This is a genomic window from uncultured Stenotrophomonas sp., from assembly GCF_913778665.1.
Lineage (GTDB): Bacteria > Pseudomonadota > Gammaproteobacteria > Xanthomonadales > Xanthomonadaceae > Stenotrophomonas.
Genome location: NZ_CAJYVQ010000009.1, coordinates 265,541 through 278,588, shown reverse-complemented (window position 1 = coordinate 278,588; position 13,048 = coordinate 265,541). Strand labels below are relative to the sequence as shown.

Below are 13,048 nucleotides of genomic sequence, written 5' to 3'. Positions count from 1 at the left end.
GGACAACGGATGTTCCAGACGCAATGGCACCTGTGGTTGCAGCAGACCTTCGACAGCGGCTGGATGCTGTCGCTGATGCAGTTCATCAGCCTGCTCGGTTACGAAATGGCCTATACCGCGCTGATCCTGCTGTGCGCGTTCGGTGCGCGCCTGCGTGCCGGGCTGTGCGTGATGCTGGCGGTGCTGCTGATGGCCTGCGCCACCCACGCGATCAAGCAGGGTGCCGCCCTTCCCCGCCCTTCGGACGTGGACGCACGCGTGCTGGATAAAGGGATACCGTCGCATCCGTTCGTGGTCGATGGCGGCGGCCATACGTTCTGGTCACTGCCCGACGCGCAGGCCACCGCGATGCTGCGCGCACAACCTGATGCCGATTACGGCTTCAACAGCGGCCATGTCGGTGTGGCCACTGCCGCCTGCGTTGGCCTGCTGCTGGCCTTCGGCATCCGCCGCCGCTGGCTGCGCTGGGCCCTGGTGCTGGGCTGGCCACTGCTGATGGCGCTGTCACGGATGTACCTGGGCCGGCATTTCCTTGCCGACGTGCTGGCCGGCTGGCTGATCGGCATCGGTGTAGCCGTGCTGGCCTGGCAGCTGATGCCGGGGCTGCGTGCGGCGCGGCGATGGCAGTTGCCGGTTCTGCTTGGCCTGGGCGCGCTGCTGGCCTGGGCGGCGGCAACCACGCGCTACGTTCCAGTAGGTGAGGCCGGGCGGCTGCTCGCACTGGGCCTGCTGGTGGCGTGGCTGCAGTGGCGCGGCTGGCCGGTCGATCCGCGGGGCGTTGTGCAGCGGGTAGCACGCGTGCTTGGCGTGGTGGTGATCTACCTGCTGGCGCGACCGGTCATTGATTGGCTGGCTGACAGCATCCCGCTGCCCGATGCACCGGCAACCGAACTGCTGTGGCAGACCGTCGGCACGCTGTTGGTCCTCGGTGGCGGCGTGGCGCTGGCGCGGTGGATTCCGCGCCAACGCCCGCCGATGCCAGACGGCCCCCGGTAGATCCACGCCATGCGTGGATAGGCCGTTCCGGACCGCACGATGGCCACGCATGGCGTTGCTCTACTTCACCTCGAACTCGCCCACCAACACGGTCTCGGCGCGGTCCTTCAACCGCAGCGTGACGCTCTGGTCCTTCTGCTTCGGCGTGCCCCAATGCGTGGTCAGGCGCAGCATCAGCGTGGTCGCACCGGTCACCAGCTGCTGGCGGCTGCCGAAGTAGTTCGCTTCCACCTTGTACGTGCCGGGCTTGGCGTTGCGCAGCGAGAACTGCTCGGGCCCATAGCCACCGGTGAAGTCCTGCGACATCTGCCCGCCCTGGTAGGTCAGGCGATTGCCGTAGTACGCGCGCTCGCCGTTCGGATCGGTCACCCACAGGTCCATGTCGCTGTTGTCGGCATCCCACGACAACACCACGCGCAGGTCCAATGGCATCGCCTGCAGCAGGCGCGGGTCGATGCTGCGGGTGTCGAGCCTGGGCGTGCTGCGTGCAACCAGATTGGTCAGCTCATCCAGCGCGATCAGCGCGATGCCATCGAAGCGGCTGTCCCACGGCCGCACCACCACCTGGTACAGCGGCGCCAGCGCCTGCTGCGGCTTCCCGGCGGCGGCCAGCGCCAAGCCGAGGTCACGGAAGCTCTGCGGCTCTTCCTGGCCCATTGCCAGCACCTGCTCGAACACCGGCACCGCCAGCGCCGGGGCATCGACCTGCATCAGCCGGTAGCCGAGCACGCGCAGCAGGTGGCGGTTGTCCAGGTCCATCTCGGCCAGGTTCGACAGCACACGCAGCGCCAGCTCGCGCTGGCCCTGCTCCAGCAGCAGGTCGGCCACGTCGAGGAAGAACGCACTGCTGTCGGCATGCGCATCGCGCTCGGCCAGGTAACGGTCGTACAACTGCGATGCAGGCCCTTGGCGCAGGCGCCGGGCAATGGCCGAATCCGGCTGCCATGCGGCCAGCTGGATGCCAAGCTCGCCCTCGTTGGCGAGTCCGGCTTGATCGATGCCCGACCCGGTGACTACCACCGCGTCGAGCGCCTGTTTCGGTGCGGACACCGAGCGACGTGCACGCGCACTGCCAGCTTCCCTGCGCTGTTCGGCCGCCGCTGCCATCGGCGCAGGCGGGGCTGCCGGAGCAGGTGCCGCCAGCATCGCCACCGGCGCCGATTCCATCGCAGCATCTGCAGACGCCACTTCCAGCGCCCTGCCCTTCAACTGCGGCGGCGCGTCCTTCGGCCAACTGCGGCTCCACCACTGCTGGCGCTCCTTCCAGCGTGCGGCCACCTCGTCCAGACGCCGGCGATCGGCAGCGGCGCGGTCGCTCACCTGGCGTGCGAAGCGGGCGTCGTACTCGGCGCGCAGCTTGCCCGCCGGACGGATCGCGTAGCGCAGGTAATCCTCCAGCGTTTCCAGCACGATCAGCGAGGTGTCCGGCCCAACCAGGCCGAACTGCTGCGACAGGCGCTGCATCGCCTCGCGGTTGCCGCGACGGTCGGCCCCCAGCTGCTGCAGGCGCGCCTGCGCCCACAAGCCGGCGAGCAGTTCACCGTCGTCGCTCTTCTGCGTGGCCGGCAGCACCAGCCACTCGCCACCGCCAACGCGCACCCGCATCGGCACACCCTCCGCCGCCAGTCGCGCGTGCAGCCACAGCCAGCCTTCGGCTTCACTGCGACGGTCGATCACCACGTCCTGCACGCCACGTCCCGCGTCGACCTGCACGTCCAGCGGCGAAGACAGCAGTACACGCGCGGCGGCATCGACGTCGGCTTCCAGGGCGACGAAGCGACCACCGTGCGCTTCACTCCAGCTGCGCAGGCGCGTGCTGTCGGTGCGGGCACCGGCGCTGCTGACCGCAAACAGGCGCTGATCCGGCGCCATCGCTGGCAGCTGTTCCGGCCCGTACGTCAGCAGGCCGTCGCTGACCAGCAGGTACTCCTTCACGCTCGGCTGCGGCTGCCACTGGGCCAGCGCACTGGCACCGTCCGGGCGCACCGCCTGCAGAGCCGCGCGCAGCTCGCTCCAGTTGCCTGCGCGGATACGGAAGCGGCGCACCGGCTCGGCACGGTCGCGCAGCACGGTCAGCGCGACCGTGCCATTGCCCATCGCGGCGAAGTAACGATCCAGCAGCGCGAACTCACGCGCGCGGTCGCGCTGGCCGGAGGAACCCGAACCGTCCCACAGCAGGCCAACCTCGCTCGGCGGCGTGCGGGGAGTACTGCTGGCCGGCACCGGCACCTGCGCCAGCAGATAGTGTCCGTCCTGCCACGGCGCCACCTGCACCTGCGGCTTTCTTTCGGCCGGAAGGTTCCATTGCAGCTGCGGCGGCAGCTGCGAACCTTGGCCCTGCCATTGCAGCTGGCCCGCCGTGATCTGGAACGGTGCGGTACCTGCAGCCATCGCCCCCGGCGCCTGCACCTTCACTGCAACAGAGGCAGCACCTGCGGCGAACTGCAGCGGCAGCGTCCATCGCCAGCCCTGGCCCGAGAAGGCCAGCGGCTCGCGCAGCACCAGCTGCACGCGGCGACTGCCACCGGCCGGCAGCGGGTAGATGCGCAGGCGGAACTGGTTGCCCGCCGTCTGCTCCAGCAGGCCGGGGTCGACGCCACGGCGGGCGATCTCCTCGAAGACCTGGCGGCCGCGATCCTTGGGCACCGGCACCGCCTCGCGCAGTTCGCCGCCGATATCCAGGGCAAACCCGGTGATCTGCTGGCCCTCGGCCAACGGGAACTGCAACTCCCCTTCCAGCACCCGACGGTTCGGATTGTGGAATTCCAGGGTGATGCGGGTCTGGGCGATGCCGGCCTGGATGTCGCCTTCGATGTGGGCCTGGCGCAGCGCGATGGGCTGCTCGGCGGCGGCAACCTGCAGTAGTGGCACCGACCGGACGGGCCGGACGGCCTTGGCGGACTGCGCCTGGGCAACCCCGGCGACAGCGCAGAGCAGCAGGGCCAGTACGGATGGAATCACGTGGCGGACGAGGGGCATCGGACTGCTCCAGCGGGAGGTTGGACGGTTCAACGCGTGGCTGGGGCAAATGGGGTTGGATGGGGAAATGCCGTCGAAACAGGCCCTCACCCAAGACTCTCTACAATCCAATGGGAAGAGCGCCGAGCATGAGCGGAAACTCGCCTAACCCGAGACAATACCCAAACGCCTCAGCTCTGCGATCCCACCTACCCAGTCTTCACGTCGCTTCCTTGGTGCGGCCAAAGGCACCACAAGCAACGCCTCCTCAGCAGTCGACTCACCGAAGATGCCTAGTCTCGTGTGCGTCTCAGGGAACGCACTCGCGAACTGAGTTCCCAGCATATCGACCCCAGAGAAGTCCTGCTTCCGGACTATCACCTGAGTCTCCGGATCTCTCCGGATCAAAGCGAGAGGAACACCTTTGCAGGCGAAGTCGGCAAACCTCGCCCGACTGATGTCCAGAGCCCAGTCTACGCTTGAATAGAACGCCGCGCGCCGTTCCGCAAATTCCGCGAGAACTCCGGCATCCGTGCAGAACGCGGAGGGCTCGATATTGACTCTGATCTTCCCAATCTTCCCGACAAGGCACACCCTCCTATAGAAGCAGGACCAGAGCAGGAGAATTGGATTCACATCCAACCCTTCGACCTGGACATCCTCGAACACTGTCGGCCCGATCTCAGAGTTGATCACCTTGCAGTTCGACACTACTACGTCGCGAACGGAACTCATCCTTGAAGGGCGCTTGGACAACGACATTCCGCAATTGTCAAAACTACTGTTTGCTATCCGCACCACCTCGAAGACGCTACCACCTTGATCGAACACCATCTTGAATTCTTGACCATCAATGTTTCGCATATCCCAGTCCACCACAGAGACCAATGAAGACATCACGCATGATGTGGATGAATACACGATCATAGCGGCGCTTCAACATCAGCACCGGATTGCGCAACGCGAGAGGTAGTCGACGGATCCGCAACTTCACCTATGGCGTAAGACCACAGCGCTACAGCGACACCGCTGTGGGCGGGGTAAGGCGAGGAACTAGAGAGCAAGAACCTCTTTACCCTGAGTGACGAACGAGGTCCATCAGGAAATCAAAGAATGATGGAGAAGAGAACTCGAACTCCCCGGAATTGTAGTCGTACCGCAGAACTGGATACTCCCCATCTTTCAATCCTTCACGTGTATCGAAGTAGAAGGCTTCGTCCGAGTCCGGAACGAAAATCGGAATCAGGCCTTCTGGCGGAAAGCCGTTCTCCTCGACCAAGCGAGCGTTGTAGACAAGGTCGTCATCAGCCACGTCACGGTTCTCCGCATCTGCGAGACCGAAGACGGGATCTGGACCTACAAAAAAGGTTTCCAAACTCACCAAGCCAAGCCTTGTAGGAAACGGGCAGAGCCAACCCAAGCTCCCGCTCTGCATCCTCCACAAGCTCCGGAGCAACAGCACGGCCAGGAAACGCCCTTACCCGCGCTGATCGAGCGATCATGTCATCGAGGCGCTCAAAACAGGAACCCCAATCAGGACACACCAGGCCTCCCGGACCAATCAAGCGAAACAGAGCTTCACGGCGCCAGCAGCACCCGAAAAATCAATCTTACCGGCACTTCGAGGCAGCTTTGCACTTTCGAAACCGCGCGCCAGCCAACCTCCAATTGCCGATGCAGCACAATCATCGTCGACGGACGTTGCCTCGCCCTTTCCAACGCAGACAGCAAGCAGAACACTCTCTTTCTTGGCAGAGAATCTAACCGACGATGAAATCCCTTCCGGGCAATACTCTGTCAAACTGCCACTGATCCACAGTTCAACATCGATCGTTTCCAGACCATCAATGGACAGTTCTGCGAACGCGGACTTCAATCTAGCGCGCGCCTGCATATGCGATGTCGGCCCGCCGGGCAAGGCGGATCCGTGCCGTCCCGATTCTGCCGCGACAACCCAGTGTCGCCTCACCAGGCCAACACCTCAGATAAGGCCGTCCTGGATCTGCTCCAGAACAATTGACCACCATGACCCTTCCTTCAGCGCAGCGGAATCAAGCCTCCTCCAGTCCGACACCATGGTCCTGATCGCCTCACTGCGATCAAATCGCGGCTTTGCAGAGCGCTTGGGCATCTCACCTCGCTTGAATGCCTCCAGCCGGGCCTGCATCTCCGCCTGGGAGTAGACCACGGGGCCGGAATCTTCCGCTTTTGCCTGGGCCTGGAATGCCTCATACGCTTCGAGAAACCCAAGGAAGCTCGACAGGCGTCCATTCACGATCTGACGTCCACCATCACCCGCGGCAAGTACCTCGCCACTCGCCGACAGGCACAGCAGCAGATCCTCACCCCACGGCTCTCGCCCGATAGCCAGAAGTCTGGTGCCATTGATCTTGACCACGCGGGGCACTTCGAACTGAACAATAGGCACATCACCGGGCAGCCTTGAAGGAAGTCCCAGCCGCAATATCAGCTCACTGGTCGACGGTTCCAGTCCGAAATCCCGAAGGATCTGGGCACTCACCTCCAACGAGCCTGAGCCATAAACGCGGGAGAATGCAGTTTCAGTCACGCATGAACCTCATGCTGTTCCAGCGGGGCACGGATCGACGCCGCGACGAGCGATTTCCTCGAACACCTGGCTTCCGCGGTCCCCGGGGCGCCGGTACCGCCTGGCACAACCGGCCCGATGGTGCGTAGCGGCACGGATCCACTTGGCTCAGCAGGCCGGTACCGCACATGGAATGTGGCTAGGTCGTCGCTCCGATGGTGCGCTTCTGAAGCGATTCGATCTTTGCCTGTATTTTCTCCAGACCAACCTTTCCGCAACCTACGAGCGTCAACTCACGAAGCGCGGAAAGATCATTGATGACCTCGATGTTGGCAATCTTCTTGCAGTACTGGATATCCAGTTTCTTGAGCTGATCGAGCCCCACCAGTGCACGGATGTCTGTCAACGTATTCAGATTCTTCAGCCATACCGACGTCAACGCGGCAAGTGTCTCGATGCCATCGAGGCTTTTCAGCTTCGTGCCACCCAACAGCCCCAGGCGTTCGAGGCCACCAGCCGATGCAGACAGGATGTTGAAGATCTCACCATCCACGGGGACATTCAGAATGTTCAGTTCTTCCAGAGGCAGGGCCAGAGCCTGCCTGAGATTCTTCAATGACTTGTCTGGATAGAGCGAAAGTACTTTCAACGCGGGGAAGCTCGATGCGTCGAAGCGCACCGGCACGTCGACATAAAGCGTCCTGAGATTGGGTAGCACAACGCCCGGCCAGGCCAACGTCCCCGTGCCAAGATGGATGCTCAATGCCTCGATGCTCTCAGGCAGAACTCCTTCCTCGAGTCCATCCATGATCGACGGTGCGATTGATCCCGGCCCGATGCTGAGCGTCTTGAGACCTCGCATTTCCTTGAGGATCTCTGGAAGCGCTTCGAGCTTGTCGCCGGGAGGTGACCAGAGATGAACCTGCTCGATCCGGGCGAGCCTCTCAGTGTTGAAAGGGGCGTTGAAGAACACCAGCTCAGCACCGGGAGTCGGGAATGCTGCTTCGTGTCTGCCATGCATCAGAACAACTTTGTTATTCATACTCTCTTCTTTGAATCAGCAGGCGTTTCTCGCCGCAGAAACAGCGGCCCTTGAAGCAGGCGTGCTCCCTGTACCAGCCCCGCGGCTTGCTCCATGCCGCAGCGCATCCCCGGCGAATTCATCCACCCGGGTCACCCGGGCTGCGCGGATCTGATTCGGTGAACGCCCCTCCTTGGGCACCTTGTCTGCTGCATCCATAATTCCCTGTGGATCAGATTATCATCTGCCGCGCCTCAAACTTCAGGCTCTGCCAGTTCATGGAGCCTATTGGAGCTGACCCGGAACCCTTCCATAAAGAATAGAAGGGCCACCATTCAGCCCAATCAGCCCACTCATCAAGGCGCAGCCCGCAGCCCCTTAATCGCTCTCATTGCAGCCGACAAAGAGTAACTCTGCTGCGAATAATCATATGAACGACCACCATCCGCAGAAAGATTAAAGTAGTACCCGCGCTGATGGACATCAGGAACCTTTACACTCACAGAGAATGAGTCTCCAATTATCGAGGGATAGCGAGAAAAGAACTCTGCAACCCGCGCTCTCGCCTTCGGACCAAGTCTTGCCTCAGAATCTACCAAGGACTCAACCTCAACCTGAAACAGTTCAACTCCCGCCTGCATCAGCGCATCCATGTGCGAAGTTCTATCAAGCAGGGAAAGATCATCCTTGAGCAAGAAAAGACCGCTAGCCACCTTACCGACATCCAGCTTCGAAAGCGCATCCAATTGAGCAAAGCTCAATTCTGCCTTCTCCGGATCCACGATCGTGAACTCCACGTAGCGGGGCTTTACCTCATCAACCAGCTCCCTACAGAACCCAATATCTTCAACACCATCAAGCGGAAATATGGCATGAGCGCAATCAAGCATAGCGCCGAGGCGCTTGTACTCATCCACGTCCAATACCCCCGGGGAGCATGAGCGCGCCAAAACAAATCCCGCCACATCGACAGAAACTAGCTTCTCGGCCTCACCAGTCGACTTAATCTGATTAACCTTTATCACATCAACCCCTGCATGCCTTGAATGTATTCTTCCAACTACCACTCTCCTGCCTGCGCCCCAGCTCGCTGAGCGCGGCCCGTATTGCATCAGCCCCTCCCCTCTTCTCTGCGGTCCTCAACATCCTATATATCATCTTGTCATTTATCGGACTATGAATGTGTTTTCCAGCATGATAGGTTCCCGCAGATCTGGCGGCCGCTCGTCCCGGATGGCCGGCCTGTGCAACCTGAGAGCCCGCCGTACCCCATAGCCTTGCCCCATTCTCCGCAATCTCAACGTCCAATCCATTCCTAACCAGCAGATCCCTCGAAAGCACCGCATATTTACTTGGATTGTTTTGTTGGACTATATGATGGGCAGTTTGCCCAGGCAGCAATGGTCGACCGGCCGCATTCAAATTTTTCGTCAACTGGTATGTGCTCGACAGCCCGAGTGGGTCAACCCACCCCAATACATTCAACCCATACGCGTAGGGATTAACCCCTCCTGACAACCCGATAGGATCCTGACCGATGTAGCCCTCGATGTCAGGATCAAAATATCGGTGTACGTTGTAAGCAAGGCCTGTCTCGGCATCCATATACTGGCCTTGATGAAGGAATGATCGAAGGGCAGGCATCTCAATTATCGGATCCCCAAGTCCATCCAAAGCTCTAAAGACGATTCCATTTGGATCGGCATGCAGGAGGACAAGGGATCGCTCGGGCCGGCCTTGCCCTGCATTTTGTGCATCACCTTCTTCTTGAAGGATGGCCGCACTCTGAATGTCGTGGCGGACCGGGGGTTCCGCGGACGCATTGGCTGAAACGTGCTGCGTAACGGGCTCCCTGCTCGTCAGACTAGCGCCTGCGCCTAGCATGATTTCCCCGAGCATGCCGCGACGGGCTGAAGAAGCATCGGTGGGTGCGACGGTGCCCCCGAGCGACGTGCCGACATCCAGCCTCCCAAGTGGCGCCGCTGGAATAGTGGACCGAACTTCCGGGGCTCTCGCTTTCTTCTCGTCAGATGACAGCGCTTTGGCGTCCCAGCTGATTAGGGCGAGCGGAATGAAGGTATCAGGATAGAAGACAAACTCTACCGCACGATCAAACACTTCATGCAGAAGACGCCCCCATCGCCGATACTGAGTCAGACTCAAAACACTCTCGGCGGGAGAAGAGATTACTACTGGCGACACTGAATCGGTTACGAGCTCGCCTACGATCCTGAAGTTATCCCAGAAGAACCACGTCGTCTGCGTCGGGTTGCGCTTGAACACCCGCCGTCCCAACGGGTCATAGCCGTAGTACGTTGACTGCCCGTTGCGGCGACTCTCGGCCAACCGATGGTTGGCATCCCAGATCAGCGTCAGGTCATCCGGCGCATCCCCATGCGGTACGCCCTTGCGAACCAGGTCGCCCGCCCGGTCAAACACGTAGTGCATGCCCTGGTAGGTGCCCTCGCGCGTCCAGGTGGCCAGGTCGTCATCGTCGCCGCCCACCACCTTGCGCGCCTGCACCTGCTTTACCTCGGTGCGCAGCCGGTCGCCCGCCGGGTCGTTGAAGTAGCGCTCGACCCTTCCCTTCGGGTCGATGTGCTGCAGCAGGCGCCCAATCGCGTCGTAGCGGTACTCGTCCACGCCCTGTGCGCTGTCGCTGCGCTTGGTGAGGTTGCCACTGCGGTCGTAGTCGTAACGCGTCTCGAACAGCGGCGCAGCATCCTTCAGTATCGACTGCGAGGTCAGCAGGTTGCGGCTGTCATAGGTGAAGTCGCGCTGCAGATGCGGGCTCAGCTGCTCGCGTGTCGTGCGACCCAACGCGTCGCGCTCAATGGAGATCGGCGGCTCGTCATTGATCGCCACCGATACCGTCTGGTCTCGCAGGTCGTAGCCAAACTCGACGCGGTTACCTGCCGAGGTCTCACGCAGGACCTCATTTCCCACTTCATCGTAGCCATAGCCCACGCGGAAACCATCCTGCTGCTCTTCCAGCAGCTGGCCCAGCGGGTCATACACGCGCTTCACTGTACGCGACGGATTGCGCAGCTCGACAATCTGCCCCTGCACATCGTAGACAAAGTGCTCCTGTACCTGCTGGCCAGGATGGCGCACATCCGGCAGCGTCTTGCGGGTGATGCGCCCAAGCTTGTCGGTGGTAAAGGCGATGCGCTGGCCCAGCGGATCCAGGGTCGCCGTCAGTCGCCCGGCAGCATCGTAGCTGTAACGCCGCGACTGGCCCCAGTAATCCACCTCCTCGACGATGCGTCCCAGCGCATCGCGCACCAGCTGGTAGGTCTCGCCGCGCTGGTTGATGACCGCGACCAGCTGCTCTTCGGTGTCGTAGCGGTACTCCACACTGTGGCCATCGGCCTGCAGGCGCTTGCCGATCTGTCCGATGCCCACGTACTGCAGCCGCGTCTGCGCGCCCACTTCATCGGTGTAGCGGACCAGCTGATCTTCGGCATCGTACTCGCAGCGCACTCCGGTGCCATCAGGGCCAGCGGTGGCCAGCAGGCGTCCCTTGGCGTCGTACTCGTAGCGACTGACCTGTCCCAACGGATCCACCTGGCGCAGCAGGTTGCCTAGTGGGTCATGCTCATAACGACTTTCGTGGCCCAGCGCATCAATGACCGCAGCGACCAGGCCATGCCGGTCATAGCACAGGCGTGTCACCGCCTGGCGAGCATTGATCTGCGACTGCAGCTGGCCGTGCGCGTCGTAGTCGAATCGGGTGGTCGCCCCCAGCGGGTCGCTCTGGCTGACCAGCAGCCCTTTCCCGTTGTACTCCTGCCGCCAGCCCATGCCATCCGGCGTCCGCAACGACACCATGTGGTCGTCCAGATCGTACTCCATCTGGATCGTCGTGCCATCGGCGCGGGTCAGGCAGATCAGGTTCCCATGCGCATCATAGGCAAACGCCGTTCGCAGTCCCTCCGGATCGGTCACCGCCACGGTCCGCCCGAAATCGTCGTACTCGAACAGCGTCACGCCATCGAGCGGATCGATCTCGCACAGCGGCAGCTGGTTCTCGTCAAACTTGACCACGCTCAGGTGGCCCAGCGAGTCGGTTACGCGGGTCTCGCGTAGCAGCGCGTCGTACTCGAAGTGATAATCGTACAGGCCGCCATCGCCCCACGAATGCACCACCCTGCCCTGCGCGTCGAACGCGTAGTGGAACGACAGTCCGACACGGTCGGTATGCCGCACCATGCGGTGCTGCTCGTAGGCAAAGGTGCGCGGCGCGCCCAGCGCATCCACTGCAGCCAGTAGATCGCCGTCGGCACTGTAGCGGTAGCTCACCAGCGGATGCGCCAGGCCGGTGGCCGGGTCATGCAGCGCCATGCGGTCGATGCGGCCATGGCGCGCCTCCACCTCGATGAAACGGCCCTGCAGGTCACCGATGCCACTCTCGACGATGCGCACCAGATGGCCGTCGCGACGCTCGAACCGCCAGTGGTTGCCGTGCGCGTCCTCGATGCGCTCGATCGGCCAGGACTGTGGATTCGGCAGCGCGCTCACGCCTGCCTGCAGTTCGCCGCCGAACACATACTTCAGGCCACTCTTGAAGCGCACCTGCCATTGCCCGCGCCGACGCAGCAGGCGCGCGCCATCGACGAAATCGAGGATCGCCCCGGCCTCGCCTTCAGCGGGTGGCAGCTCCGGGAAGAACGCGGCCTGGTCCGGGCCGGACAACCACACGCTGCCGTCGTCCAGCAGTTCCAGGCGGATATCGGCCGGCGTCTGCCAGCCGGCGCCGCACAAGCCGGGTTCGCCCGCGCGGCGCGAGCCATAACTGCGCTGCCAGGCGAAGGAAAGCCGCCCCGGAATGTCGAAGTCCTGGTGGCTGACCACCACGCTGCCATCGCGGATATCCACCGGCTCGGCACGCAGCACCTTGCACTTCAGGAAGCCGGAGGGCAGATCGCCCCATTTGCCGCGCCGCCACTTGGCAAACGCATCCATCTTCTTGCGGAAGAAGGCACTCTTGCGCAGCTTGCCCAGTCCGGCGAACGCGGCGCGGAACGCCAGCGCAGTCCATGACACCGTCGGCGGTCCTCCCACCTTGACGCTGGTGGGAATGGCCACGTTCAGGCCGGTCGGCAGCGACATCGCACGCAGCGGCTTCTTCGGCTTCTTCACCCGGAACGGGTTGATCATGCCGGCCAGGTTGCAGTCCAGCACCGGCATGGCCAAGCGCGAGAACGGCTCGCCATCGGCCGACACCGTGCGGCTGCCCATGAAGATTTCTTCGCCGTCGAACTGCGGCCCCATCGGCGCAGCCAGCGGCGGTCCCCACACGCCCAGTGGAATGTGGATGTCCAGGCCGCCGGTACCGGCGGTGCCGCGATGCACACCGTTGACCTTGATGGTCGAGCCGATGAACGGAATGTAGTCGAACGGATCCAGCACCAGGCCGATATGCGGCGTCGGCAGCGGGCACGGCGGCACCGCGTACATGTGGATGTCGATGCCCAGCTGCGGATCGAAATGCTTGGCGGCGATGCTCACGGCAACACTCCCTG

Annotated in this window: 9 protein-coding genes; 1 reads left to right on the top strand and 8 read right to left on the bottom strand. The window is 62.4% G+C overall.

Annotation, left to right across the window (positions count from 1 at the left end):
* Positions 1-9 precede the first annotated feature (9 nt).
* Entirely contained in the window at positions 10-996 is a 987-nt protein-coding gene (locus QZ853_RS13615) for a phosphatase PAP2 family protein (protein WP_295574151.1), read from the top strand.
* Positions 997-1,056: 60 nt separating this feature from the next.
* Here QZ853_RS13615 and QZ853_RS13610 read toward each other — a convergent pair whose 3' ends face one another.
* The 8 genes from QZ853_RS13610 to QZ853_RS13575 all read right to left on the bottom strand — a co-directional run bounded on the left by QZ853_RS13610 (position 1,057) and on the right by QZ853_RS13575 (position 13,034).
* Complete coding sequence (locus QZ853_RS13610; protein ID WP_295574149.1) at positions 1,057-3,975, bottom strand: VIT domain-containing protein; 2,919 nt, start codon at positions 3,973-3,975, stop codon at positions 1,057-1,059.
* Between the two features lie 144 nt (positions 3,976-4,119).
* Positions 4,120-4,881 carry a hypothetical protein gene (locus tag QZ853_RS13605; RefSeq protein WP_295574146.1) on the bottom strand — a complete coding sequence of 254 codons (762 nt, stop codon included), beginning with the start codon at positions 4,879-4,881 and terminating at the stop codon, positions 4,120-4,122.
* A 145-nt stretch (positions 4,882-5,026) separates the two neighbouring features.
* Positions 5,027-5,335: an SMI1/KNR4 family protein gene (locus QZ853_RS13600; protein ID WP_295574145.1), complete on the bottom strand. Its 309-nt coding sequence runs from the start codon at positions 5,333-5,335 to the stop codon at positions 5,027-5,029.
* Between the two features lie 180 nt (positions 5,336-5,515).
* Positions 5,516-5,848: an Imm12 family immunity protein gene (locus QZ853_RS13595; RefSeq protein WP_295574143.1), complete on the bottom strand. Its 333-nt coding sequence runs from the start codon at positions 5,846-5,848 to the stop codon at positions 5,516-5,518.
* Between the two features lie 87 nt (positions 5,849-5,935).
* Positions 5,936-6,523, bottom strand: coding sequence for an SUKH-4 family immunity protein (locus QZ853_RS13590; RefSeq protein WP_295574140.1), 588 nt, complete (start codon positions 6,521-6,523; stop codon positions 5,936-5,938).
* Positions 6,524-6,701: 178 nt separating this feature from the next.
* A complete protein-coding gene (locus QZ853_RS13585; protein WP_295574139.1) occupies positions 6,702-7,544 on the bottom strand; it encodes a hypothetical protein in 843 nt (280 codons plus the stop codon).
* A gap of 335 nt (positions 7,545-7,879) precedes the next feature.
* The gene (locus QZ853_RS13580) at positions 7,880-8,440 is read right to left on the bottom strand and encodes a hypothetical protein (protein ID WP_295574136.1); all 561 of its coding nucleotides are present in this window, start codon (positions 8,438-8,440) and stop codon (positions 7,880-7,882) included.
* A gap of 109 nt (positions 8,441-8,549) precedes the next feature.
* Positions 8,550-13,034, bottom strand: coding sequence for an RHS repeat-associated core domain-containing protein (locus QZ853_RS13575; RefSeq protein WP_295574133.1), 4,485 nt, complete (start codon positions 13,032-13,034; stop codon positions 8,550-8,552).
* Between the last annotated feature and the right edge of the window lie 14 nt (positions 13,035-13,048).